The organism is Thermophilibacter sp. ET337, assembly GCF_024733715.1.
Taxonomy (GTDB): Bacteria; Actinomycetota; Coriobacteriia; order Coriobacteriales; family Atopobiaceae; genus Thermophilibacter.
Genome location: NZ_JANRHO010000008.1, coordinates 22,188 through 46,543, shown reverse-complemented (window position 1 = coordinate 46,543; position 24,356 = coordinate 22,188). Strand labels below are relative to the sequence as shown.

At 66.4% G+C, this 24,356-nt stretch carries 26 protein-coding genes; 17 read left to right on the top strand and 9 right to left on the bottom strand.

The window, feature by feature from the left end; all coding sequences use genetic code 11:
- Positions 1 to 183 precede the first annotated feature (183 nt).
- Positions 184 to 1,038 (top strand): DegV family protein, encoded by an 855-nt coding sequence (locus NW198_RS07885; RefSeq protein WP_087314016.1) that lies wholly within the window; start codon positions 184 to 186, stop codon positions 1,036 to 1,038.
- A 399-nt stretch (positions 1,039 to 1,437) separates the two neighbouring features.
- Here the strand turns inward: NW198_RS07885 and NW198_RS09670 are convergent, their stop codons facing one another.
- The 4 genes from NW198_RS09670 to NW198_RS07870 all read right to left on the bottom strand — a co-directional run bounded on the left by NW198_RS09670 (position 1,438) and on the right by NW198_RS07870 (position 5,062).
- The gene (locus NW198_RS09670; protein WP_375378034.1) at positions 1,438 to 1,761 is read right to left on the bottom strand and encodes a hypothetical protein; all 324 of its coding nucleotides are present in this window, start codon (positions 1,759 to 1,761) and stop codon (positions 1,438 to 1,440) included.
- Positions 1,671 to 3,176, bottom strand: coding sequence for a hypothetical protein (locus tag NW198_RS09665; RefSeq protein WP_375378033.1), 1,506 nt, complete (start codon positions 3,174 to 3,176; stop codon positions 1,671 to 1,673). The genes NW198_RS09670 and NW198_RS09665 overlap by 91 nt, the downstream gene beginning before the upstream one ends.
- A gap of 293 nt (positions 3,177 to 3,469) precedes the next feature.
- Positions 3,470 to 4,246, bottom strand: coding sequence for a DeoR/GlpR family DNA-binding transcription regulator (locus NW198_RS07875; protein ID WP_258340678.1), 777 nt, complete (start codon positions 4,244 to 4,246; stop codon positions 3,470 to 3,472).
- Positions 4,247 to 4,297: 51 nt separating this feature from the next.
- Positions 4,298 to 5,062 (bottom strand): DeoR/GlpR family DNA-binding transcription regulator, encoded by a 765-nt coding sequence (locus NW198_RS07870; protein WP_258340677.1) that lies wholly within the window; start codon positions 5,060 to 5,062, stop codon positions 4,298 to 4,300.
- Between the two features lie 273 nt (positions 5,063 to 5,335).
- Between NW198_RS07870 and NW198_RS07865 the strand changes: the two genes are divergently transcribed.
- The 5 genes from NW198_RS07865 (at position 5,336) to NW198_RS07845 (ending at position 7,578) form a co-directional block, all read left to right on the top strand.
- Positions 5,336 to 5,530 (top strand): hypothetical protein, encoded by a 195-nt coding sequence (locus tag NW198_RS07865; protein WP_258340675.1) that lies wholly within the window; start codon positions 5,336 to 5,338, stop codon positions 5,528 to 5,530.
- A 154-nt stretch (positions 5,531 to 5,684) separates the two neighbouring features.
- Entirely contained in the window at positions 5,685 to 5,834 is a 150-nt protein-coding gene (locus tag NW198_RS07860; RefSeq protein ID WP_258340674.1) for a PTS sugar transporter subunit IIB, read from the top strand.
- A gap of 70 nt (positions 5,835 to 5,904) precedes the next feature.
- Entirely contained in the window at positions 5,905 to 6,243 is a 339-nt protein-coding gene (locus tag NW198_RS07855; RefSeq protein ID WP_258340673.1) for a PTS sugar transporter subunit IIC, read from the top strand.
- A complete protein-coding gene (locus tag NW198_RS07850) occupies positions 6,240 to 6,902 on the top strand; it encodes a PTS sugar transporter subunit IIC (RefSeq protein ID WP_258340672.1) in 663 nt (220 codons plus the stop codon). The genes NW198_RS07855 and NW198_RS07850 overlap by 4 nt, the downstream gene beginning before the upstream one ends.
- A gap of 70 nt (positions 6,903 to 6,972) precedes the next feature.
- Positions 6,973 to 7,578: a hypothetical protein gene (locus NW198_RS07845; protein ID WP_258340671.1), complete on the top strand. Its 606-nt coding sequence runs from the start codon at positions 6,973 to 6,975 to the stop codon at positions 7,576 to 7,578.
- A 76-nt stretch (positions 7,579 to 7,654) separates the two neighbouring features.
- On the opposite strand, the gene lacG is transcribed toward NW198_RS07845, so the two are convergent.
- Positions 7,655 to 9,088 carry a 6-phospho-beta-galactosidase gene (gene lacG / locus NW198_RS07840; protein ID WP_258340670.1) on the bottom strand — a complete coding sequence of 478 codons (1,434 nt, stop codon included), beginning with the start codon at positions 9,086 to 9,088 and terminating at the stop codon, positions 7,655 to 7,657.
- 138 nt (positions 9,089 to 9,226) lie between these two features.
- Positions 9,227 to 11,101, bottom strand: coding sequence for a lactose/cellobiose PTS transporter subunit IIB (locus NW198_RS07835; RefSeq protein WP_258340669.1), 1,875 nt, complete (start codon positions 11,099 to 11,101; stop codon positions 9,227 to 9,229).
- Between the two features lie 295 nt (positions 11,102 to 11,396).
- Here NW198_RS07835 and NW198_RS07830 point away from each other — a divergent pair, with 295 nt between their 5' ends.
- Positions 11,397 to 12,443 (top strand): LacI family DNA-binding transcriptional regulator, encoded by a 1,047-nt coding sequence (locus NW198_RS07830; RefSeq protein WP_309147706.1) that lies wholly within the window; start codon positions 11,397 to 11,399, stop codon positions 12,441 to 12,443.
- A gap of 109 nt (positions 12,444 to 12,552) precedes the next feature.
- Here NW198_RS07830 and NW198_RS07825 read toward each other — a convergent pair whose 3' ends face one another.
- Entirely contained in the window at positions 12,553 to 12,891 is a 339-nt protein-coding gene (locus NW198_RS07825) for a PTS lactose/cellobiose transporter subunit IIA (RefSeq protein ID WP_087217116.1), read from the bottom strand.
- 306 nt (positions 12,892 to 13,197) lie between these two features.
- Between NW198_RS07825 and lacA the strand changes: the two genes are divergently transcribed.
- The 5 genes from lacA (at position 13,198) to NW198_RS07800 (ending at position 18,700) form a co-directional block, all read left to right on the top strand.
- Positions 13,198 to 13,626, top strand: a complete 429-nt coding sequence (lacA, locus tag NW198_RS07820; protein WP_204571337.1) for a galactose-6-phosphate isomerase subunit LacA — start codon at positions 13,198 to 13,200, stop codon at positions 13,624 to 13,626.
- Positions 13,627 to 13,638: 12 nt separating this feature from the next.
- Positions 13,639 to 14,166: a galactose-6-phosphate isomerase subunit LacB gene (gene lacB / locus NW198_RS07815; RefSeq protein ID WP_204571338.1), complete on the top strand. Its 528-nt coding sequence runs from the start codon at positions 13,639 to 13,641 to the stop codon at positions 14,164 to 14,166.
- 179 nt (positions 14,167 to 14,345) lie between these two features.
- On the top strand, positions 14,346 to 16,700 hold the full coding sequence (feoB, locus tag NW198_RS07810) for a ferrous iron transport protein B (RefSeq protein WP_258340667.1): 2,355 nt from the start codon (positions 14,346 to 14,348) through the stop codon (positions 16,698 to 16,700).
- Between the two features lie 150 nt (positions 16,701 to 16,850).
- A complete protein-coding gene (locus tag NW198_RS07805; protein WP_258340666.1) occupies positions 16,851 to 17,636 on the top strand; it encodes a TIGR00730 family Rossman fold protein in 786 nt (261 codons plus the stop codon).
- A gap of 362 nt (positions 17,637 to 17,998) precedes the next feature.
- On the top strand, positions 17,999 to 18,700 hold the full coding sequence (locus NW198_RS07800; RefSeq protein ID WP_087314022.1) for a TVP38/TMEM64 family protein: 702 nt from the start codon (positions 17,999 to 18,001) through the stop codon (positions 18,698 to 18,700).
- A 45-nt stretch (positions 18,701 to 18,745) separates the two neighbouring features.
- Here the strand turns inward: NW198_RS07800 and NW198_RS07795 are convergent, their stop codons facing one another.
- Positions 18,746 to 19,000, bottom strand: coding sequence for an HPr family phosphocarrier protein (locus NW198_RS07795; protein ID WP_087314024.1), 255 nt, complete (start codon positions 18,998 to 19,000; stop codon positions 18,746 to 18,748).
- 147 nt (positions 19,001 to 19,147) lie between these two features.
- On the opposite strand from NW198_RS07795, the gene NW198_RS07790 reads away from it, so the two are divergent.
- A complete protein-coding gene (locus tag NW198_RS07790; RefSeq protein ID WP_258340664.1) occupies positions 19,148 to 19,672 on the top strand; it encodes a DNA-deoxyinosine glycosylase in 525 nt (174 codons plus the stop codon).
- A gap of 119 nt (positions 19,673 to 19,791) precedes the next feature.
- Here NW198_RS07790 and NW198_RS07785 read toward each other — a convergent pair whose 3' ends face one another.
- Positions 19,792 to 20,775, bottom strand: a complete 984-nt coding sequence (locus tag NW198_RS07785; protein WP_258340663.1) for a LacI family DNA-binding transcriptional regulator — start codon at positions 20,773 to 20,775, stop codon at positions 19,792 to 19,794.
- A gap of 227 nt (positions 20,776 to 21,002) precedes the next feature.
- On the opposite strand from NW198_RS07785, the gene NW198_RS07780 reads away from it, so the two are divergent.
- From NW198_RS07780 to argC, 4 genes are all read left to right on the top strand, one after another.
- The gene (locus tag NW198_RS07780) at positions 21,003 to 21,896 is read left to right on the top strand and encodes a LysR family transcriptional regulator (RefSeq protein ID WP_258340662.1); all 894 of its coding nucleotides are present in this window, start codon (positions 21,003 to 21,005) and stop codon (positions 21,894 to 21,896) included.
- Positions 21,897 to 21,954: 58 nt separating this feature from the next.
- Positions 21,955 to 22,242 (top strand): hypothetical protein, encoded by a 288-nt coding sequence (locus NW198_RS07775; protein ID WP_258340660.1) that lies wholly within the window; start codon positions 21,955 to 21,957, stop codon positions 22,240 to 22,242.
- Between the two features lie 126 nt (positions 22,243 to 22,368).
- The gene (locus NW198_RS07770; RefSeq protein WP_258340659.1) at positions 22,369 to 22,971 is read left to right on the top strand and encodes a DAK2 domain-containing protein; all 603 of its coding nucleotides are present in this window, start codon (positions 22,369 to 22,371) and stop codon (positions 22,969 to 22,971) included.
- A gap of 276 nt (positions 22,972 to 23,247) precedes the next feature.
- Positions 23,248 to 24,324 carry an N-acetyl-gamma-glutamyl-phosphate reductase gene (gene argC / locus NW198_RS07765; protein WP_258340658.1) on the top strand — a complete coding sequence of 359 codons (1,077 nt, stop codon included), beginning with the start codon at positions 23,248 to 23,250 and terminating at the stop codon, positions 24,322 to 24,324.
- Positions 24,325 to 24,356 lie beyond the last annotated feature (32 nt).

Genomic DNA, 24,356 nt, shown 5'->3' with positions numbered 1-24,356 from the left:
CCTCTGATTGTTCCGCTGCGACCATATAGCTTCGCACATTTGGGACGGCAAGTTGTGTCGTGTCTGCGGAAAGCGGGGCGAGGACGACTGCTCGCCGAAAGGCGCGATCCGCTCGGGCGCGCCCGGGACGGGCGCGGCTACACTTTGCATATCTGAGCGCACGATCCGAGAGGAGCCAACGACATGGCCAACATCGTCATCACCGCCGAGACCGGCTGCGACATCCCCGCCGCCGAGGCGGCCGAGCGGGGCATCGAGCTCGTGCCGATGCACGTCTCCCTGGGCGAGCGGACCATCGACGACGGCGCCATCTCGCCCGCCGAGATGCTCGAGCAATGCCGTCAGCTCGGCGTGCTGCCCAAGACGAGCGGGTGCACCCCGCATGACTTCCAGGTCGCCTTTGATCGGATTCACGAGCAGGACCCTGCGGCGCAGATCCTGCATCTCGCGTACTCCGCCGCCACCACCTGCTCGCTGGAGTCCGCGCTCGCGGCGTCCGCCGGGCGCGACTACGTGACGGCCATCGACACCCGTCACGTGACCATCGGGCAGGGCCTCGTGGTGCGTGAGACGAGCCGCTGGGTGGGGAAGCGCCCGGAGGCCTCCGTCGACGAGGCGCGCGCCTTCGCGCAGGGTCTCGCGTCGCGCGTGCGCATGGCGTTTCTTCCCGGCGACCTCGGCTACCTGCGTGCCGGCGGGCGTCTGTCCAACGCCGCCTTCCTCGGCGCGACGCTGCTCAAGATCAAGCCCGTCGTGGAGCTCATCGAGGGCAAGCTCGTCGCCACCAAGAAGCTGCGCGGCTCCATGTCCTCGGCCGCCGTGGCGCTGATCGACTATCTCGTTCTGCGCGAGGACTTCGACCCGGCGCGCATCGTCTTCGTGAAGAGCCCCGGCCTGCCCGACCAGGTGCAGACGCTCGCGACCGACCATGCGCACGACCTGGGCTTTGAGGAGATCGAGTGGTACGAGACGGGCAACGTCATCACCTCGCACTGCGGGCCGGGCGCGCTCGGCGTCGCGTTTGCGGTCCGGGGGTAGCTCGAGCCTCGCGCACGTCTGCAAAATCGACCTTCAGTCCATTTTTCGCTGCCCGCGAAAGCAAAAGTTGTCTTCGATCCATGTGATTTGGGGCGTTTTGAGGCGACGCGGCTCTGACGCATAAGTCAAGAGCTAACAGAATTAAAGTTCTCTCACCTTGCGCGAAGATAAGGCCGCCTTTTTCCATGGATCGAAGGGCGATTTTGTCCGGCGCGCCGCCTCGATATGGATTGAAGGTCGTTTTTGCATCAGACGGGCCTCCCAAAGGCGCCGTGGGATTGCGCCTTGCTCGACGCGCCTCGGGTACAATCTGACTTTTGCAGCTGAAAAGGGCGGTTCTCCACCGTCTAGCTGGGAGAACCGCCCTCTCCGCGATGACTTTTCACGACGTGGTACGCCTCAGCTCCTCGGTTTCCTCACGGACGCCATGATCTCGCGCACCCTGCCCTTGGACGCGACCCGGCGCGTCAGGTCGATGCCTGCCGCCTCGCCGAGCGCGTCGGTCAGGTCGGTGCGGTAGTCGAAGATCCAGTGGTTCCCGTCGAGGCGGTGCCCAACGACGCCCGAGAGCGCCTCCTGCACCGCGCCGGCCGAGGGCCTCGACCCCGTCGCCCGCCCGACGTCGGCCTGCATCAGGCGCATGACGAGCAGCGCCAGGAAGCACACGAGGAAGTGGGAGCGGATGTGCGCCTCGGTCGACACGTAGACCGGCCGCGCGTCCATCTCCCCCTTGACCACGCGGAACGAATCCTCGATCCTCCACAGGCCCCGGTAGCAGTCGATGACCTCCCCGTCGGCCATGTCCTGCTCGGAGGTGACGATGCAGCAGTACCCGTCGCAGCGGGCGTCCTCGGCGATCCGGGCCTCGTCGAGGACCCAGGCGGTGGCGCCGACCTCGCCGGTCTCGGGGTCCACGGGCACCGGCCTCGCGTAGCGCGAGCTCGACCTCTCGTAGGCGCGCGCCGCGTCGCCGCGCGCGATCGCGCGCAGGCTCTTCTCCACCGCCTTGGCGCGCTCGGCGCGGCTCCTCTCCGCGTGCCCCTGGACCAGAACGCCACCTGCTTGACGGGCACCATGACCCTCTTCCTGCGGCCGTCCTCGCCGGTGACGTAGACCGCCTTCTCGCCGATGCGGGACTTCACCTTGTGCGTCCCCTCCTCGTTCGAGGCGTAGCCCTCGTCGGCCAGCACCCAGGACCTGAGCCCGGCGTCCGCCCTGCGCACGCTCTGCGAGAAGACGTAGCCGTTGCCGTCCAGGATGCAGCGGGCGATGTTCGCCGAGGCGTTGAGGCCCTTGTCGGCGACCACGACGACCCGCTCCGGGCTGTCGGGCCCGAGCCGCACGCCCGCCCCCTCCATCGCCGGCACGAGCGTCGCGACGTCGGGCGCGTTCCCCGGGAACAGCGCGTAGTCCAGCGGGATCCCGTCGGCGTCGAGGAACAGCCCCATCTGCACGATCGGGCTCGGCCGGTGCTCCTTGGAGACCCCGCGCATGCGGAAGCCGTCCTCGTCCTCGACCTCGAAGAAGAAGTTGGTGACGTCGTAGTAGAGCACGCGGGCGTCCCGGGGGCCGCGCGCCGCCTCGAGCGAGGCGTTCGCGTGCGCGACCAGCTCGCCGCGCCTCTCGTCGAGGTAGGTGAGCGCGCGGTAGACGTCGCCGAGCGAGAAGGGGCACTTGCGCGGGAAGGCGGACCTGTCCTCCCAGGCGCCCTTCTTGGACGACGGGTGGGCGATGCGGTCCCACACCAGCAGCTCGAGCACGCGGTAGGGGTCGAAGGAGACCCTCCTCGCCGTCCTCCTGCGCTCGAAGAACGACCACAGCCCCAGGTCCCGGTTGAGGTAGGCGTCCACCACGGCCGCCCCGAGCTCGACGCGGGCCTCCCCGTCGCGCTTGTCGATCCTCTGCAGGGGGCCGATCTTCACGATCACCGGCTCGGTCCCGGCGCGCCTGGCCTCGTTGCGCCTCGCGCACTCCTCGGTGAAGTGCCCGATCGGGTCGGCGATCCCGGAGCGCTCCAGGTCGTCGACGTAGCCGAGGCTCTCGACGGTGCGGGACATGTTCTTGCCGCGCTCGTCGCGGTAGGCCTCCACGATCGTGAGGTACACGCGCCCGTTCTTCTTTGACTTCCTGAGGTACATATCCGGCCCCTGACCTGCGGGAACAATAATGATCGACACAAAGAAAAAGGCCCTCTAGCAGGGCCGATAGCGCGCTATTTATCCGATACGGCTGCAAAACTCGGGAGAGCGTCTACACGGCGTAGGTTTCGCGTCGACCCTACATCGATAGCGCACCCGCAAGGCGCGGACAGATATGCCCGATCGACCATCTTGCGTGGCCGGTCGGGCGTTTTAGATGCGGGTACATTGTTGCACGCGGGTGGCGCCAGGGGCCTTTCCGCTTTCAGGGACGAACCGGGTGGGCTGCCTGCCTATGCTTCGTCATGCGACGAGACGACGAGCCGGGTGGAGCCCTCCACGAGGGTGCTCTGCTCTGGTGTGATGCTCGCATCGGTGATGAGCGCGTCGATGCGCTCAAGGTTGCAGAAGTTGTAGAAGTCCTGCAGCCCGATCTTGGCCGCATCGCACACGAGGTAACGCTCGTCGCTGCGGTCGCATGCGAGGGACTGGAGCCGGCCCTCGTCCAAATTGGATGTGAACGCGGCGCCGTTGCTCACGCCGTTCGCGCCAATGAAGCACTTGTCGATCCCGATGGGGGCGAGCATCTCCTCCGTGACGGCGCCCACGAGGGATCCGGAGCGGCTGCGGTATTGCCCGCCCAGAATGAAGATCTCGATGGCGGGGTTGCGCTGGAGGATGTTGAAGGCGATTAGGCTGCTGGTCACCACGCGCAGGGGGATCGCGGGCAGCAGGCGCGCGATCGATGCGCAGGTCGACCCCGGGCCCAGGAAGACCGTGTCGTTCTCCTTGATGAGCGAGCACGCGGCACGGGCGATGTCCTGCTTCTCGCGCGGGCGTATCGAGAGCTTCTCGAAATACGGGAGCTCGCTCGGGGGCGCTTGCAGGGGGCTGGGCAGGCAGATTCCGCCATGTTCGCGGATCACGCGACCGGCTGCCGCGAGCTCGTCGAAGTCGCGGCGCGCGGTCATCTCGGAGATGCAGAAAGAGCGGGCGGCCTGCCTCACGGAGAGCGACCCCTGCTGGTGGCACAGTTCGAGCAGCTTTTCCAGGCGTTCGGTTTTGAGCATGGAGACTTCTTTCAGATGGCGATGGCCGGTGGGGGACGCAGCGCCCGTGCGTTAGCCGGTGATGACGTTGGTCCAGAATCGAAGCGCCTCGAGGTGCTCCGGGGTGGCGTCGGGGTTGGTGAACACGGCGTCTATGCGGTCGAGGGTAGTGAACGCGTAGTAATCGCGCCTGCCCACTTTCTGGTCATCGGTGACGATGTATCGCTCATCGGCCCGATTCAGGGCGTCGGCGAGGACCGTGGCGGCGTCGATATGGGAGCCGAACACCTCGTTGTCGAAGATGCCGGTCGCGGAGACGAACGCCTTGGAGGCGGTGAGCCCGAAAAACCCGCTGTTGCTGCTTGGTAGGATGAAGGCGCGGGTCTTGGGCTGGTACGTGCCGCCGATCAGGTAGAGGTCGACCTCGGCGTTGTCGGCGAGCAGGCTGAAGACGGGGGCGCTGTTGGTCAGCACTCGGATGCCTCGCTTGGGCAGGTACTCGCACATCATCTCGAGGATCGAGCCGCCGCCCATGAAAATCGAGTCGCCCGTATGGACGTGTTGCGCGGCGAGCATGGCCACGGCGCGCTTCTGCTGCACGTTCTGATGGTGCTTCTCATCGGGGCTGTGGATGCGCGACAGGGTGGTCCCGTGGGCGCTGTGGGGAAGCTGGGCCCCTCCGTGGATGCGGGTGACGAGCTCCTCCGCGGAGAGGTCGGCGAGGTCGCGACGGACGGTCATGGTCGAGACGCCGAGTTCATGGGCGATGTCGTTGACGGAGACCGTATGGCGCCGCTCAAGGAGATTGAGGATAGCTTGATGCCGCTCGGACTTCACAGTGCCTCCTAGAATGTTATTAATGATGTTCGTTTTAATTAAAACGAACATCAAACTATCTGACAAGTATGCCTCAATATGAACAAATCTTTCACTAGCAAAAAGCTACCGTTTACGGATAGAAAATAATAAATGAGCTGGTAAAAAGGGCGATTAATCGTATTGCTGCAAATCCGAATCTTGATAATACGGCAAACATCGAGAATCATAATATCACAGAATATAACAACGGAGAACGTTTTAAACAAACATGAGCTTGGGAACGTACCGCGCATGCGCATCGGAGTAATCCTCGCAAGCCATGGAGAGTTCGCGCGAGCAGCCCTCGGCGCCATCGAGATGATCGCGGGCAAGCAGCCCGACGTCGTCGCCCTCGGTCCGACCGCCGAGAAGAGCCTTGAGACGTTCGTGGCGGAGAGGCGCACGGCGTACGAGGAACTCAATGCCGAGTGCGACCTCGACCTCTAGGGACACCGCGTCGATCCCGGGCACGCGCCCACGCCCCCACAGGGCGCGCGCCCAACACATCGCCCGCGCGGAGCTCGCGTCTCTCGACGCCCGCGTGAGGGGATGGGGTAGCCATGCGGCAAAGAAGGCAAGTGCGAACGATAAGGAGAACCTCATGGAACTAAAGCTCGTCGACATCGATGACCGCCTGGTCAACGGCCAGGTCGCCACCGCCTGGATTCCCGACTACGGCATCGAGTCCGCGATCATCGTTTCCGACAAGGTCCCCAACGACCCCGCGGTCGAGCTCCTCAAGAATTACTAGGCACCGGTAATCAGCTTTGGGCAAGAGGGGCCTGGGGTGTGCCCGTGAAGCGCGAGCGGAGCGGGCGGATATGGAAGTAGAGCGTATGCTTCAGGCACTTCTGCTCGCCATTTGGGCGGGCCTGTGCACCTGGGACCAGTTCGGTCCTCACCTGGGCTTCCGTAAGCCCCTGCTGGCGTCCGTGGGCATCGGCATCATCCTCGGTGACATGAAGACAGCCATCATGATCCGCGTGACCATGGAGCTCATGTGGCTCGGCGTCAACAACATCGGCGCCTATGTTCAGCCGGATGTCATCTCCGGCACCATTGTAGGCGCGGACCTCGGCATCATGGGCGGTGGCAGCACCGCGGCCGCCATCGCCCATGATGCCGAGGTCTTCATCGCCGCGGCATCGGATTCTTCGTGATCGAGGATATCGTGAACTTCTTGCAGAACCAGGTTCCGTGGGTCCTCTCCGGCTTCTCCACCGCCGGCGGCATGATGCCCGCCGTCGGCCTGGCCATGCTCCTCGCCATGATGATGAAGAAGAACATGCGGATCTTCCTGCTGCTCGGCTTCATCATGGCCGCCTTCCTCAACGTCCCGACCGTGGGCATCGCCCTGCCCGGCGGGGGTCGCGCCACCGGCAAGAGCGAGAGCCTCGTCGAGCTCATGGGCCTCATGCCCACCATGTTCGATCTGTGCGGGCTATCCATTCCCGAGGGGGTCGAGGGGTCGTCGCTGGCGCAGGAGCTCGCCGGCGCCGAAAAGCTCGATCGCGCGTACCTGCACGGCGAGCAGAGCCGCGACCGCGATCAGTCCAATCAGCGGATCGTCACCGAGCGCGATAAGTACCTGTGGTTCACCCAGACAGGCGCCGAGCAGTACTTCAATCTGGACGAGGACCCGCGGGAGACGCGTGGTCTCATCGACGACCCCGCCTGCGCCGAGCACATCGCGGAACTGTGCGGCCTGCTCATCGACGAGCTCGAGGACCGTGAGGAGGGGTACGTCGAGGACGGGAAGCTGGTCGTTGGCCGCGCGCCCGTGAAGGTGCTCGAGCATCCGCGTTACGCGCACCGATAGGTAAGTCATCCCGTCAAGGGGCATGTTGCCCCGCCCCTTTCGGTTCGCGGGGCGGGGCGTTGGGGGCATCATGGATATGAAGACGATCGGCATGATCAGTCTCATCGTGTCCGGCGCGGCGCTCATCTTCGTCGAGGTGAAGAAGCGCACGACGTTCGCCCGCCTGGAGCATAACCTGGGCGAGCGGGATTTCGATGCGTGCTTGGCGCTGCTCGACCAGCCAATCACGAAGGCCCTGTACTCGGAGTACAACCGCCTGTACATGAGCCTTAACGCGTACCTCGCGCTCGGCGACAACGAGAATTCCACCCGCGTGATCGAGCGGATGCTGCCCCTGCGCATGAACAAGAAGCAGGAGCTCGCCCTCGCGATCCGCGCGTTCAGCTTCTATGTCGAGGTGGAGGACAAGAAGGCGGCCCACGACATGCTCAGGCGCATAGAGGTGAGCGGCTCGGAGGCCCTGGCCAAGGGCAGTCGCGAGACGTACGACATTTTCCTGTGCGGGTCTTCGGCATGCGTGGATGAGATGGAGGGCGCTTTGAAGGGCGCCCGGCAGGCCGAGGAGCTCCGCCTGTGCCAGTTGCTGGCGATCCAGTACGAGAACCGCGAGGACGAGGTGCGAGCCAAGGAGCACCAGGCCCGCGCGGAGAAAGTGCTCGAGGACGCCCTCAAGTAGGGCTTCTCGCGCTTGATACCGCTGATTCCAACGGCGTGCGCCGCCGAGAGGGTGATTCTCGGCGGCGCGTTTTTTTTTATGCCAGTCGTCCCGTCTGGGCTATGCGCTTGAACCAGTAGGCGCTCGCCTTCGGCGTGCGCTTCTGCGTCTCGAAGTCGACGTAGAAGAACCCGTAGCGCTTGTTGTAGCCGTTGGTCCAGGAGAACTGGTCTTGCAGGCTCCACATGAAGTAACCGGTGACGTTCACGCCGCATTCAACGGCCTTGAGGATCCAGCGCAGGTGGTCCTCGACATAGGAGATGCGCTCGGAGTCATCGACCACGCCGTCCACGAGCTCGTCCTTGCGCCCCATGCCGTTCTCGGTGACGAGGAGCTCCTTGTAGTTGGGGTAGCGCAGGGAGATGTCCATCAAGAGGTCGAAGAGCCCCTTGGGGTAGATGATCCAGTCCCAATCCGTGGTGGGGATGCCGGGGCGCAGCGCGCGCTCGCCCACGCCGGCAACGCGCCAGCGGCCGGTGCCCTTGTCACCCGTGCCGTTGTGATGCAGGTCGTTTTCGCCGTCATAGGCCTTGAGGAAGCGGCTCTGGTAGTAGTTGATGCCCATGCAGTCGTTGAGCTGGGCGGCGCGCCGCATGATGGCGAGGTCGCCCTCGGGGGCGCGGAACGTACCGCCGCTCACGGCGCACAGCGCCTCGATGCGGGCGAGCGTGTCGGGCGCGTAGTCGCCGCGGAAGGTGGCGTCGAGCAGCAGGCGGTTCTGCAGCACGTCGTCGTTGGCTGCGGCTTCGATATCCGCGGCGCTGCGGGGGTCGTAGGGATACTTGTACTCGAGTGCGTGGATGACGCCGATCTTGCCCGGATGGCCGCACTCCTCGAAGGCGAGCACCGCCCGCGCGTGGGCGAGCATCATGTTGTGCTGGGCCTGGAGGCACTCGTGCAGGCAGACCTTCTTTCCCAGGGGCCAGGTGCCCTCGACATAGCGATTGATGGTCGCCGCCGCTATCTCGTTGAAGGTGAACCAGTTCGCGACCTCGGGGAACTCCTCAAAGCAATAGCGCGCGTAGGCTTCGAAGGCGTCGATGGTGGCGGGGTTGAGGAAGTCGCCGTCGGCATAGAGCGCGGCGGGGGAGTCGAAGTGATGGAGGGTCACGTAGGGCTCGACGCCGTGGGCTCGGCAGCTGGCGAAGAGGTCGTGGTAGAACCGGACGCCCTCTTCGTTGACCGGACCGGTGCCGCCCTCGGGGAAGATGCGGCTCCAGGCGATCGACACGCGGATGCCGTTCATGCCAAAGCGCTCGCACAGCTCAAGGTCGGAGTCGTAGCGGTTGTAGAAATCGCAGGCGGGCTCGGGTGAGAAACGCCCCTGCTCGGCGAGGTAGTCGTCCCAAGCGACCTTGCCTTTGCCGTGGCTTTGGCAGGCGCCCTCCACTTGGTACGCGGCGGTGGCGCCGCCAAAAACAAAGCTGTCGGGAAAGCGCTGGGAGGTATCGGCGGGGGACATGTGGCTCATGGCGAATCCAATCTTGTTTGAAGGGCTGTTAGGGCTGAAGGGGTTAGGGGCGGTCCGGGAGAAGACGGTAGAGCGTGCTGCCCCCGGACCGCGGAAATGGGGGGCTCTATTCGAGCGCGCCGTCGCACGTGCAGGGATCTAGAGGCCCAACTGCTGGGCTACAAATGCCAGCGATGCCTCGCCGTCGCGGGTGAGGTCGATGTACTGCTTGCCGCGGGTGACGCAGCAGGCAACGCCCATACGCTCGCCGTCGGCCTTGAGGTCGTCGAAGTAGGACGCTGCCTGGGGCGCCAGGATAACAAGGTCAAAGTCCGGCATGATGTCCAGATGGCTGCCGTAAGCGTCCGCTGCGGTCTCAAGGTCGATGCCGTGCTCGCGGGCAGCTTTGGCCAGCGCGTTGGCGAGCAGGCCGGAGGTTCCGCCTCCCTGGCACAGGACAAGGACGCGACGACCGTTGAGCGCTGCATAGGGGTCGCTCGCAGCGGCGATGGTGCTGGACGAGGCGCTGGCAACGGCGTTATCAGATGCAGCGGGGGTGGCGTTGCCCGCAGATTCTTCGTCCATAGACTGGCCGGCGGCACGCTTTTTCTCTGCTGCCATGCTCGCAGCGGCCTTGGCGACGGCACCGGTGGCGACGCTTGCGGTGTCGGCCTTGCCCTGGAATGCGGCGTTCATGGCAGCCTGCTTATGGGCGGCGCGCTGGGCGACCTCAGCCTGATCGGCCTCGGCTTCTTCAGCGCACTTCTCGCGGTCGTATACCTTGAAGAAGGGGAAATAGATGAGGAAATCGACAATCAGCAGGGCGGGGATGAGCAGGAACGCAAGGGGCTGAAGTCCCAGGCCCATGGCGATGCCAACGGGTGCGGGGGTGGTCCAGGGAAGGCTGAACATGAAGCCGTTCATACCCAAGACGTCGATGAAGAACTTGGTGATCCAGATATTGGCGATGGGCGCGAAGATGAAGGGGATGAAGAAGATGGGGTTCAAGACCATGGGCGCGCCGAAGAGGAACGGTTCGTTGACGCCAAAGCAAACCGGTACGGCTGAGGCACGGCCCACGGCGCGCATCTCTTTGGACTTGGCGAGGAAGGCGAACATGAAGCAGATCACCAACGTGGCACCAGTGCCGCCCATGGCGACGACGAAATCCTGAAGCGGTTTGGTGAGGACGGCGGTTGCGTGCTCGCCGGCCTGGTACATGGCCATGTTGAGCTCGAGGTTGGAGATGAGGGCGGCGGAGATTGCGGGCTCGATGATGGAGGGGCCGTGGACGCCTACAAACCAGAAGAGAGACATGGCGCCGTAGATGATGGCGAGGCCAACATAGCCGTCTGCCGCGGAGAAGAGCGGCTGGAACACCTGGATAACGCCTTGGGCGAAACAGAAGCCAAAGATGTTGCGGAATGCAAAGTCAAAGCCCCAGAAGAAGACCAGGCAGACGCCAAAGGGGATGATGTCCTTGAAGGTCTGGGAGATATTGGGCGGCACCTGTTCGGGCATCCTGATGGTGATGTTGCGCTTGATAAAGAACTTGTAGATGATGCCGGTGGCGAACGCGCAGATAAAGGCGGTTAGCAGGCCCTTGGATCCCATGTAGCCGTTGGCGAGGCCGGAGATGGAGACCCCGTTATCCGTGAAGCTGATGGCGTCGCTGGAGAGCAGCAGAAAACCGATGAGCGATGCGATCATGACCGAGATGAAGTTGATCTGGTTGTTCTTGGGCAGGTCGCGGTTTTGCGCATCGCAGAAGTGCTTGGCCGTGGTGGCCGCTGCGCAGATGCCGACGATGCCCATCGAGTAGTTGTAGGCCTTCATGAGCACGTCGTTGATCTCTGCGGGCCAGTAGAAGCCCCAGACGTTGGGGACGGCGCTGACGAGCAGGAAGACGCTCGACACGATGATGATGGGCATGACGGAGATGAAGCCGTCGCGAATCGCCTTGAGGTACTTGTTGCGCGCGATGGCGTTGAAGAAGGGCTTTCCCTTCTCGATGAGCGCGATGAGTTTTTCCATGGATCCTCCGTTCACATGGCAGGTTGTTCCGCAGATGTCAATAGCCAGCTGAAAACAGGTGTCTGCGGTGGGCGGCGGCTGCATGACGGGCCTGTTGCCCGGATGCGATCCCGTAATGAGCACGTGCCCATAACTACAATGAGCACGTTAACATACGGCATGCGAAATCGACCGAGCCGCCGTGAGGCGGCCTGTGAAGGGCGTGAAATCGTCCGTGAGCGGCGTTGGCCGCTCGGCGGCGATGATGATAGAGTGGGCCAGTGCATCTTGAACAAGTCGAGGGGGGGGTGCCCGAGTGGGGCGGTCGGTAGCAGGAGAGACGGGTGCGGCGGCGGGCCGGCGCGGAACCCGCGCGGTGTCGATGGCGGACGTCGCGCGCTTGGCGGGCGTCTCGCGCCAGACGGTCTCGCGCGTGGTGAACAATCAGGCGTGCGTCGTCGAGGAGACACGCAAGCGCGTCGAGGACGCCATGGATGAGCTCGGCTTCTACCCAAGCTTCGCCGGCAGGTCCCTGCGCGGCGGGAAGTACGGCTGCATAGGCCTGTGCATGTTCGACATCACCCGCGCCGGCAACGTGGCGACTCTCGACGGCATCGTCTCCGCGGCGCGCGATTGCGGCTACGCGGTGACGCTCGTCGAGTTCGACGAGGGAGGGCCGGTGCGCCTTCGCAACGTCGCGCGCCGCCTGGCGGAGCTTCCCGTTGACGGCATGATCTTCAACACCAACCGCGCGGTGGAGGACTTCGACGAGTTCAAGCCCGTGCCCGGCCTGCCCACGATCATCATCTCGATGAAGGAGCATCCTCGTTGCACGACGATAGACTCCGATCAGTACGGCTGCTCGCGCATGGTCGTCGACTATCTGCGGGAGCGCGGCCATGCGCACATCAGGCACCTCGCTGGACCCGAGGGCTCGATCACGGCCGACTTCCGCCTGCGCGGCTGGGCCGACGCCCTCGACGATGCCGGGCTTGAGCGGCTCGAGCCCCTGCGCGGCGATTGGACGGCGGACAGCGGTTATGAGCTTGGCGTCAAGCTTGCGCAGGACAAGGACATGACAGCGCTGTACGTCGGCAACGACCAGATGGCGATGGGGGCGATGACCGCCCTGAGGGCTCATGGGCGTCGGGTGCCCGAGGACGTGAGCGTCGTGGGTGTGGACGACTCCCTGCAAGGCGTGGTGCCGCACAACACGTTGACCACGGTTCGATTTGACCTGCGCGAGCGGGGAAAGAGGACGTTCGACCACTTCTTCGCCCAGATGTCGGGGGAGGAGCGCGTCGAGGCGGTGCGTCTTCCGGGTGCAATAGTCGAGCGCGCCACGGTCGCGGTGAGACCGTAGCGCGCTCGGACTCGCATACCCTGGGGCGATGCTCGGAGTGTTTTGATTCGCCGCGAGCCCAGGGTGAGCGTGTGTGACCGTGCCGGGGCGATAGGACCTTGGCGCCCGCCTAGGCGAGCTTCGCCTCGAGCGAGGCGATTCGCTCATAGGCGTCTATGGTGAAGCGGGTCTGCTTCTCGAGCATCATGGTGGTCATGAGGGTGTCCTGGGCGTGGACCATGATGAAGGTGACGTCCATTTCGCAGCCGCCCGCCTCTTGGGAAAGCAGCCGGGTTTGGACATTGTGGGCGTCGATGAGCGCCTGCTTCGCCGAGGCGTGGAGTTCGCGCGCCCCGGCGATGTCACCGGAGCTGGCCTTCTCGCATGCGGTGAGCAGGTCGGTCTGGGCGTCCCCCGCGTAAGCGATGATTTCAAAACCGATCATCGAGATTTCTTCTTTAGATGCCACGAGGCTCCTCCTTTCTAAATGAGCACGTGCTCATTTTGGTGGATATTAAAGATGCGTAGAGCATCCGGGCACAACGCAGCCTAGCATAGCAACAAAAGTAAACACTTTGCTATACGAATGGAGATGGATAGATGGTATGAATAGGCCGGTAAACGGTAGATAGTGCAAGATTCGAACGAATATCCTCGAAGATTACGTGAGTTCGAAATAGTTCTTGCATGATTGAAAGTGTTCGATTATGTTGAATAATGTGAATAGGCACAATGACGCGCAACGTGAGCGTCATGGGAAAAGGAGGAGGGCAACATGAGGGTTGTTATCGGTTCTGACGCGGCTGGCATGCCGCTCAAGGAACTCGTCAAGGAGACGCTGATAGAGGACGGCCACGAGGTCGTGGACCTGTCCGAGACCCCTGCCGCGGACTTCGTGGACTCCGCCTGCGCGGTCGCCGCGGACCTGCTTGAGAACGAGGGTTCCCAGGGTCTTTGCTTCGACGAGTACGGCGTGGGCAGCTACCTCGCCGCCACCCGCGTGAAGGGTATGGTTGCCGCCAACATCTCCGACGAGCGCAGCGCCTACATGACCCGCGAGCACAACAACGCCCGCATGGTCTGCATGGGCTCCGGCGTCGTCGGCCCCGAGGTCGCCAAGAAGATCGCCCGTGAGTTCCTGAAGGCCGACTACGCCGCCGGCCGTCATCAGATCCGCGTCGACATGCTCAACAAGATGGCCTAAGGGGGACAAGAAATGACCAAGAAGATCGTCGCCCTCGGCTGCGACCACATCGTCACCGACGAGAAGACCTACCTGCACGACCGCCTCGAGGAGGCCGGCTACGAGGTGCTGGACTGCGGCACGTTCAGCCACACCCGCACCCACTACCCCATCTACGGCAAGGCCGTGGGAGAGGCCGTGGCCTCCGGCGAGGCCGACCTGGGCGTCGTGCTCTGCGGCACCGGCATCGGCATCACCAACTCGGTGAACAAGGTTCCCGGCGCCCGCTGCGCCCTGGTCCGTGACATGACGAGCGCCCTGTACGCCCGCCGCGAGCTCAACGCCAACGTCGTCGGCTTCGGCGGCAAGATCACCGGTGAGTTCCTCATGGCCGATATCATGCTCGCCTTCCTCGAGGCCGAGTACGAGTCCACGCCCGAGCGTGACGCCCTGGTGGCCAAGATCGACGCCGTCAACAAGGCCGACGCCGAGGCTCAGGCCGATCCGCACTTCTTCGATGAGTTCATCGAGAAGTGGGATCGCGGCGGCTATCACGACTAGTGCGGGCTTGCGTCCTGTGGCATAGCACCCCCTCATCAGACGGGCCCGGGACTCCCGGGCCCGTTTGCGCTATGCGGCGCGGGTCGCTCGAACTCACCGGCGCCCTGCGGTACATGGTGCCGCACGCCGCTCCTCGGGTACAATGACGTCCGGACGAACGATTGGGAGGGGCCACCTGCATGAACCTTGACGAGCTCGAGATTGGCAAGGACGCGGTAGTCGCGTCGGTCGACTGCGACGAGCCCTCGCTGCGCCAGCACATCCTCGACATGGGGCTCACGCCCGGCGTCGAGGTCACGCTGATGAAGCGCGCCCCGATGGGCGACCCGCTCGAGATCCGCCTGCGCGGCTACGAGCTCACCCTGCGTCGCGACGACGCCGCCCACATCGCGCTCACCCAGGTGCACGACATGCACGACGCCCCGCGAACCCGCGAGCGCCTGGAGGCCTCCCCGCACCCCGCCATCGGCGAGAGGTACGCGCCGCGCGCGGCGGGCAAGGCCATCCCCGAGGGACGCCCGCTGAGCCTTGCCCTCGCGGGCAACCAGAACTGCGGCAAGACCACCCTCTTCAACGCGCTCACGGGAGCGAACCAGCACGTGGGCAACTTTCCGGGCGTCACCGTCGACCGTAAGGACGGCCAGGTCAAGGGACATCCCGAGGTCACGGTCACGGACCTGCCCGGCATCTACTCGCTCTCGCCGTACACGAGCGAGGAGGTGGTCTCGCGCCGCTTCATCCTCGAGGAGGGGCCGGACGCGATCATCGACATCGTGGACGCCACCAACATCGAGCGCAACCTCTACCTGACGCTGCAGCTCATGGAGCTCGACCGTCCGATGGTGCTCGCCCTCAACATGATGGACGAGCTCACGGCCAACGGCGGCACGGTGAGCGTGAACCGCCTCGAGGCGGCGCTCGGCATCCCCGTGGTGCCCATCTCCGCCGCGCGCGAGGAGGGCATCTCCGAGCTCGTGGAGCACGTGCTGCACGTGGCGCGCTTCCGCGAGCACCCGGGGCGCGTCGACTTCTGCGCGGCGGACGGGCCAGACCATGGCGCCCTGCACCGCTGCATCCACGGCATCTGCCACATCATCGAGGACCACGCCGCCGCGGCCGGCCTCCCGGTGCGCTTTGCCGCGACCAAGCTCATCGAGGGCGACTCCCTCGTCATGGGCGCGCTCGGGCTGGACCAAAACGAGCTCGACGCCGTGGAGCACATCATCAGCCAGATGGAGGGGGAGAGCGGCCGCGACCGCATGGCGGCGCTGGCGGACATGCGCTTTTCGTTCATCGAGGGCGTCTGCGCCGAGTGCGTGGTCAAGCCGCACGAGAGCCGCGAGCACGCGCGCTCGGTCGCGGCCGACCGCGTGCTCACGGGCAAGTACACCGCCATCCCGGTGTTCGTCGGCATCATGGCGCTCGTCTTCTGGCTCACGTTCGACGTCATCGGCCAGCGGCTCTCCGACCTCCTCGCCCTGGGCATCGAATGGGTGACGGCACAGGTCGACGCCGCGCTCACGGCCTTTGGGCTCAACCCCGTGGTGCACTCCCTCGTGATTGACGGCGTCTTTGCCGGCGTGGGCTCGGTGCTCTCCTTCCTGCCGATCATCGTGGTGCTCTTCATCTTGCTCTCGATTCTCGAGGACTCCGGCTACATGGCGCGCGTGGCCTTTGTGATGGACAAGTTGCTGCGGCGCCTGGGTCTCTCCGGCCGAAGCTTCGTGCCCATGCTCATCGGCTTTGGCTGCTCGGTGCCGGCCATCATGGCCACGCGCACCCTGCCCTCCGAGCACGACCGCAAGATGACGGTCATGCTCACGCCGTTCATGAGCTGCTCGGCCAAGGTGCCGGTCTACGCGCTCTTCTCGGCGGCGTTCTTCCCGGAGGCGGCCCCGCTCGTGATGATCGGGCTCTACGTCATGGGCATCGTGGTGGGCATCCTCGTGGCGCTCGTGCTCAAGGGCACGGCCTTCAAGGGCGATCCGGTGCCGTTTGTGATGGAGCTCCCCAACTACCGCATGCCCGCGCCCCGCACCGTGGCGCGCCTCGCCTGGGACAAGGCCAAGGGCTTTGCCACCAAGGCGTTCACGATCATCTTCGTGGCGAGCGTGGTGATCTGGTTCCTCCAGACCTTTGACGTGCGGCTCAACGTGGTCGCCGACCAGTCCCAGAGCATGCTCGCCGCGCTGGGGACGCTGCTGGCGCCGCTCTTTGCCCCGCTCGGCTTTGGCAACTGGATGGCTGCCGCCGCGCTCGTCGCGGGCTTTGGCGCCAAGGAGAACGTCGTGGCCACGCTCACGGTGCTCATGGGCGGCTCCACGGCGGGGCTGGCGACGCTCTTCTCGCCGCTCACGGCCTTTGCGTTCCTGACGTTCACGCTGCTGTACACCCCGTGCGTGGCGGCGGTCTCCGCCGTGAAGGGCGAGCTGGGCACGCGCATGATGTGGGCGGTCGTCGCCATGCAGTGCGGCGTGGCGTGGGTGGTGGCGCTTGTCGTGCGTCTCGTGGGGATGGCGCTCGGCCTGGGGTAGGCGCTTGCGAGAGGCGGACTCCCGCGGGCGGCTCCGCCGGGCCCTCGCACGACAGGCGCGTGCGCAAATGGGTACACAATGGCTATGGCGCGGCTTACCCGCAGCTGACGTCGGGCGTGTAACGTAGGGCGCCCGACAGAAGGAGACACCATGGCAGACGAGAAGCGTCCCGAGAAGCACCCCGACCCCACCGCCCCGCACGACGAGCCCCTCGGCACGACCTACCACCGCGGTCCCGTCATCCTGCGCGGGCCGATGATCCCGGACAACACCACGACCGGCAACCTCCTCGCCCCGGAGGACTCCACCGACTGGCTGCACATGGACCCGTGGCGCGTCCTGCGCATTCAGGCGGAGTTCGTCGACGGCTTTGGCGCGCTCGCGGAGCTGGGGCCGGCCGTGACCGTCTTTGGGTCGGCCCGCACGTCGCGCACCGACCCGATGTATCGCGCCGCGCGTCACGTGGGCCGCAAGCTCGCCGAGGCGGGCGTCGCCGTGATCACCGGCGGCGGCCCCGGCATCATGGAGGCGGCCAACAGCGGCGCGGCCAAGGCGGGCGGCAAGTCCGTGGGTCTGGGCATCGAGCTCCCGCACGAGCAGGGCATCAACAAGTGGGTCAACCTGGGCATGACCTTCCGCTATTTCTTCGTGCGCAAGACGATGTTCGTCAAGTACTCGAGCGGCGCCATCATCTTCCCGGGCGGCTTCGGCACGCTCGACGAGGCCTTCGAGCTGCTGACGCTCGTGCAGACCCACAAGGTCACGCGCGTGCCCGTGGTGCTCTTCGGCTCCGAGTACTGGAACGGCCTCATGGAGTGGCTCGAGGGCACCGTGACGGCGGCGGGCAACATCTCGCCGCTCGACCCCGACCTCGTGATGGTCACCGACGACGAGGACGAGGCCGTCCGCGTCGCGCTCTCCGTCATCCGCGGCTAGCCCCTGTCCCGCGCCCGCTCGCCGCGGCCAGCCACCTTACCAAACCGTCACCTGGTCGTAAGCGCAATCGATGGCCCCGCCCGGCCGCCCCTGGGACAATGTCACCATCCCGGGGCGGCCGCGCTCATGACTCGGCAGCGCGCCGCCACCGGGCGGACGGGGCGACGGGAGGCGGTCATGTCAAAGACGGTATCCGAGCGGACGATCCTTCTGTGCTGCCTTGCGTTCTCGCTTGTGCTGGGCGGCCTCGAGCTGGCGCTGCTGGCGCACGTCGCCAGGATGTAAGCATCCGGCAAGCACGCGCGGCCGCGTGGGTTTTTGTCCGGGGGCCATGGCACAATGGCTGTGACGAAGGGAGGCGCATGGGCGAGAAGAACCACGACGAGACAAGCCTCGCGCGCCGTCGCGCCCGCGTGATCGCGGCGCTCGTGGCGGTGGCCGCGGTGCTCGCCGTGTGCTGTGCGCGGTGGATGCCCGAGGTCTACGCATGGGCGTCCGACCCGGCCGCCGTGCGCGCCTTCGTGGCGGACCACGCCGTGCTGTCGCGTCTTGCGGTCGGCGGCGTCAACGCCCTGCAGATCGCCCTCGCGTTTCTCCCGGGGGAGCCCGTGGAGCTCGCCGCCGGCTATGCCTTTGGCTTTGTCGAGGGGACGCTCGTGTGCATGGCGGCGAGCGCCGCGGCATCGAGCGTCATCTACTGGGCGGTGCGGCGCTGGGGCTGGTCGCTCGTGGGACTCTTCTTCGACCGCAGCCACCTCGACCGCTTTGCCTGGCTGCACGACACGCGCAAGCTCGAGCTCGTGATGCTCGTCGTGTTTCTCATCCCCGGCACGCCCAAGGACTTCCTCACGTACTTCGCCGGCCTCACGAGCATGCGCTTCCCGGCCGTGCTCGCCATCACCACGCTCGGGCGCATCCCCTCGATCGTGACCTCGACGGTCGCGGCCTCCGCCTTCGGGAGCGGCGACTACGGGGTGGCGGCGGCGTCGGTCGTCGTGGCGGTGGCCCTCGCGGCTGCGGGCGGGGCGATCTACAAGCGCTTCGAGGCCCGGGTCAGGGGCTAGGGCGCGGCTCTTCGGCGGGTGGGCCCGCGGCGTTCGCGGGATGCCCTAGAACGTCTTGAGGATGTCGCCGATCGCGCGCGAGGCGGTGGACTCGTCGGCGCCGTCCACGCGCACGACGACGTGCTCGCCCGGACGCACGCCGAGCATCATGAGCTCGAGCACCTGCTTGGCATCCACGGTGCGTCCCGCGTGCTCCAGCGTCACGCGGCTGCGCCACCGTCCCGCCTCGCTGGCAAGCAGCACTGCGAGCTGCACGTGCAGCCCCAAGGGGTCCGTGATGTCGCAAGGTAGCTCGTGCATGGGGGTTCCTCTCGGGGGCGAGGCGAGTTCCCGACACGATAAACCTTAGGCGCGCGGACGGGCGTGCGGCAGGGAAAACTCGCCGAGCGCGCAGGGACGTCTCGGCGGATGGTAGCAAACCGGTGCCGAGCGCGCTACCATGGCCCCATGGCAGACTACCAGCGCATATCCCACGGGTTCGACCCGGTCTTCGACGAGCGCAGCCGCGTGCTCGTGCTGGGCTCGTTTCCCTCGGTGCTCTCGCGCGAGAACAGCTTCTACTACGGCAACCCGCGCAACCGTTTCTGGCAGGTCATGGCGGCGGTGCTGGGGGAGGGCGCGCCGGCGGACGGTGACATTGCGGCCAAGCGCGCGCTGCTGCTGCGCCACGGCGTCGCGCTCTGGGACGTGATCGAGTCCTGCGACGTGCGCGGCTCGAGCGACGCCTCCATCCGCAACGTGGTGCCCGCCGACGTCGCGCGCATCACGGGCGCGGCGCCGATCGGGGCGGTCCTGTGCAACGGCGCCACCGCGGGGCACCTCTACCGCCGCTGGCTCGAGCCGGTCACGGGCATGCCGGCCGAGGTCCTGCCCTCGACGAGCCCGGCCAACGCGGCGTGGTCGCTGCCGCGCCTCACGGAGCGCTGGCGCGCGGTCCTTCTCGCCGCGCTGGGAAGCGGGGACGCGCGTTAACATGCACAGTTCCGGAAATGCCAATTTCCGACCTGCGGATATATAAAAGTTAACGGAACTATGCATGTTACGCAGCCAGGGGAGGATGGCCGAGAAGAGCGCGGGCCCGTTGCCCGCCGCTAGCGCGTGGAGTTTCTCGTCACGACCTCAAAGCCCATCTTGAGCTCGCGGCCGATGGAGTCGTCGCCGGTTATGATGCCCACGAGCATCCGGGCGGTCTCGACGCCGGAGGTCTTGTAGTGGAGGTGGGCCGTGGTCAGCGTGGGCGTGACGATCTGGGAGATCTCGGCGTCATCGATGCCCGTCACGATGACGTCGCCCGGGACGGCGCGGCCGTGCTCGCGCAGGCAGGCGAGCGTGCCGTAGGCGATGGCGTCGGTGGCGCAGACGATGGCGTCGAGCTCGGGATACGCCTCGAGCAGCGCCTCGGCCTGCTCGTAGCCGGAGTCCACCGTGAACTCCGCCACGCGCATCGCGCGCTCGGGGACCTCGATCCCGGCCTCGGCGCACGCGTCGAGAAAGCCGCGCCGCCGCTCGTGGCCGACGGCGACGTCCTCCTCGAAGACGCCGATGTAGGCGGGCCGCGCCGCGCCGCGCAGCGCGACGGCGGCAACCCCGCGCATGGCCTCGTAGTCGTCCTGGTAGACGCAGGAGCAGAGGTCGACGTTCTGGCCGAGCACCACGATCGGCACGGGCAGGGCGGCGATGGCCTCGCGGTGCTCGTCGGTGATGACGGTGGCGATGAGGATGACGCCGTCCACCTGGTTCTTCTCGGAAAAGAGGCGCAAGAACTCGACCTCGCGCGCCTCGTCGTTGTCCGTGTTGGCGAGAAGGACCTGGTACCCGGCCTCGTTGAGCACGAGCGTGATGCCCGCGACCATGCGGCTCACGGAGGCGGAGTTGATCTTGGGAATGATGACGCCCACGACGTTGGTCTTGCCGGTGCGCAGGGTCTTGGCCTGGCGCGACGGCACGTAGCCGGTCTTCTCGATGACGCGGCGGATGGCGACGCGCTTCTCCTGGCTGACGTAGCCGTCGTTGAGGTAGCGCGACACCGTGGCGCGCGAGACCCCTGCCATCTGTGCGATCTGGTTGATGTCCATGTTCTTGTCCTCCCCCTTGCCTAGAGAGTGTAGCGCACGACCGTGCGGCTGCTGTCGGGGGGAGGGGTGTGGTTATGCCCTTCTCTGCGGCCGCGCCCCGTGCCCGGCGTCGAAACACATCCTTAACTACCTCTTGAGGATGGGGCCACCGGGGTGTGACCGCGGGACGCGTGTGAGAAACTTACAACCGTCCGTGTGTCGTCGCGCCGAAAAAAGGAGAATCGTCCGTGAACATCAAGCAGCTCAGGTATGTCACGGCCATACTCTCCACCGGCAGCTTCTCATCCGCGGCGGCATGCGAGGGGGTGTCGGTCCAGGCGGTCTCCAAGGCGATGTCCGAGCTCGAGGGCGAGGTCGGCGCGCCGCTCTTCATCCGCACGAGCTCCGGGGTGAACCCCACCCCGCTGGGGGAGGCCTTCGGTGCGCGGGCGGACAAGGTGCTCGCCGAGTTCGATGCGCTCGAGCGCTTCGTGCACGTTCGAGCCCGCAGCGCGGGCGAGCCCGCGGGCCACTTCGTCATTGGCTTCTGCGTCCCGGCGTTCACGGGGGTCGAGCGGTTCTGCTCGCTGATCAAGACCGTGACCGCGCGGGCGCTGGGCTGCGCCACGGACGTCCTGCTCACCTCCGCCGAGTCGTGCGTGGACGAGCTGCGCTCCGGGCGCTTCTGGGCCCTCATCACCCTCGGGCCGCTGCAGGGCGAGGGCATCGTGTGCGGGAGCCTGGGCGTCATGAGCCCCATGGTCGTCATGTCCGCGGAGAACCCGCTCGCCGCAAAGTCCGAGCTCACGCTCGATGACATCAATACCTGCCCGGTGCTGCTCTACCCGGGCTTTGACCACTACAACGACGCGGTGTGCCGCGCCTACGCCGCGCGCGGAATGACCTCGGAGCTCGTGGAGATCGTCGACGGGGAGTCCTATGGCGAGTTCCTGCACGAGCGCGGCGGGCTGAGCCTTGCCGTGGGCGGGGAGTTTCTGGCGCCGTTTGAGGGCTGCGTGCTGCGGCCCATCGCCGCGCGCGACCGGATGCCGGTGCCGATCTGCCTGTCGTCGCTTGCCGGCGCGGGCGTGAGCTACCTCGAGCTCAGCCGCGCGCTCGCCAAGATGAGGATCCTCTCGTAAAGAGACGGGGAAGGGGGCTCCCTATGGCCGGAAAAGTCGGGGCATCGTCGCGAGCGTCGTGATCGCGGGCGTGCTCGTCGCGGGCGGGGCGCTGGGTCTGAACTCGTGCGACGGCAACCATCCCGAGGGCGTGGAGGCCGACGCTCGCGAGGTGCGCAGCGTCTCTCTAAACGGTGGCAACTACGAGGTCGTGGACTACGAGAACAACCTCTTCGAGCTGCCGGTCGACAGCACCGAGGTCCACGTGCTCGAGGACAGCGGGCGCGAGTTCGTCTCGCGCGACGTGGACACCCTCTGGATCAAGGGGGAGACCGCCGAGCGCCTGGGCGTCGACGACGCCGCGTAGGGCGCACTTCCCCGGCAGGGGCGCCGCTGGCCGAGGGGCCGCGCCGCCCGCGCGCCCGCACCCCTCCCGCGCGCCCGCTCCCTCCTACAATCGGTGCAGGTAGTTCCTGCTCGAGGGGGAGGGACCATGAGGCGAGAAGAGCTTGCGCTGCGGATGATCCATGCCTGCACGGACGTGATCATGGCGGAGGAGGAGCTCGCCGCCCTGGACGCGCGCCTCGGCGACGGCGACCTCGGCGAGACGATGGTCACGGTGGCCTCCGTGGTGAGCCAGGCCGTGGTGTCCTCTGAGGGTGGAATCCAGGAGATGCTCGACGACGTGGCGACGGCGGTGATGCGCCTCGACGGCGCCGCCGCGCCCCTCTGGCACGCCTGGCTCGACGGCCTTCAGGAGGCCGCCCCGGTGGGCGACGAGGCCACCGTCGACGAGCTCAAGGAAATGTTCTCCTGCGCCACGAGCCGACTCATGGCGGCCACCGAGGCCCGTGCGGGCGACAAGACGCTGGTGGACGCCTTCGCCGCCGCCGGGGACGCCGCGGCGGCCTGCGGGGGCGACGAGCTCGACCTGCTCGATGACGTGGCGGACGCCGCGGAGGCGGGCGCCGAGGCGACCAAGGGCCAGGTTGCGAAGTTCGGCCCGGCGCGGAATCTCGGCGAGGCGAGCCGGGGGATCGCCGACCCCGGGGCGGTCGCCGTCGCGCACTTCCTGCGCGGGCTCTCTCGGGCGTAGCTGCGCTTCGCGTCCCGTGAGGGGCAGGTGCGCCCCCCTGCTAGGGTGTGTACACTTTCCGGCCTTCACGTTCTTCTCGGCAAGCCTCTGACCTGCTAAAACATGATCAGTCCGAACTCGGATGGTGTACACACCCGATATGCGCAGTGTACATACCCTCCCGGGGGCTCTCGTTGCGGCCTCGCGAAGTATGTCCGGAACATGTCACCTCGTTGACAGCCGCGGGGGCGCTCCGTAGAGTGCGTGAAAAAAGGCCGTCGAGAAGGACGTGGGAGCATGGGAAGCATCAGGGCGTGCGTCGTGGGGGCAACGGGCTACGCGGGCATCGAGGCCTGCCGCCTCATCCTGGGCCACCCCGACCTCGAGCTGACCATGGCCACGGACCGCAAGGAGGCCGGCACGCGGCTCGACGCGGTCTATCCGGCCTTTGCGGGCGCCTGCGACCTCGTGCTGTCGCTGCCGGAGCCCGACGCCATCGCTGCGGCGGCCGACGTCGCGTTTCTCGCCGTCCCCCACACCGCGAGCCTCGCGCTCACGCCCGAGCTGCTCGCGCGCGGCGTGACCGTGCTCGACCTCTCGGCCGACTACCGCCTGCGCGACGCCGCGGTCTACCAGGACTGGTACGCCACCCCGCACACGAGCCCCGAGCTGCTCGGACGTACCGTCTACGGCCTGCCGGAGCTCTTCCGCGACGGGCTCGCCGGCCTCGCCGCGCGCCGCGCCGCGGGCCAGGCCGTGCTCGTGGCCGTTCCGGGCTGCTATCCCACGGCCACAGCCCTCGCCGCCGCGCCCGCGCTCGCCGCGGGGCTCGCGACCGGCGACCTCGTGATCGCAGACGCCATCTCCGGCGTCTCCGGCGCGGGCCGCGGATGCACCCCGCGCACCCACTACTGCCACGCCAACGAGTCCGTGGAGGCCTACGGCGTGGCCAGACACCGTCACACGCCCGAGATCGAGCAGACCCTCACCGACGTTGCCGGCCGTGAGATGTCCGTGGTCTTCACGCCGCACCTCGCGCCGCTCACGCGGGGGCTGCTCTCCACGGTCTACCTCGAGGCGGCCGACGGCGTGACCGCAGAGGACGTCCAGGCTGCCTACGAGCGCGCCTATGCAAACGAGCCACTGGTCACGACCTTGCCGGCCGGCTCCATGCCCGCGACCTCCTCGGTCTTTGGCACCGCGCGCGCCCAGGTGGGCGTTGCCCTCGACGCGCGACGACGACGCACGATCGTCGCCTCGTGCGCGATCGACAACCTCGGGAAGGGGGCGGCCGCCCAGGCCGTCCAGTGCGCCAACGTGGTGCTGGGCCTTCCCGAGACCGCCGGGCTCCTCGCCCCGGCGCCCCTCGTCTAGCCTCGGAGCCCGCCTGCGGGCGGGCCTGAAAC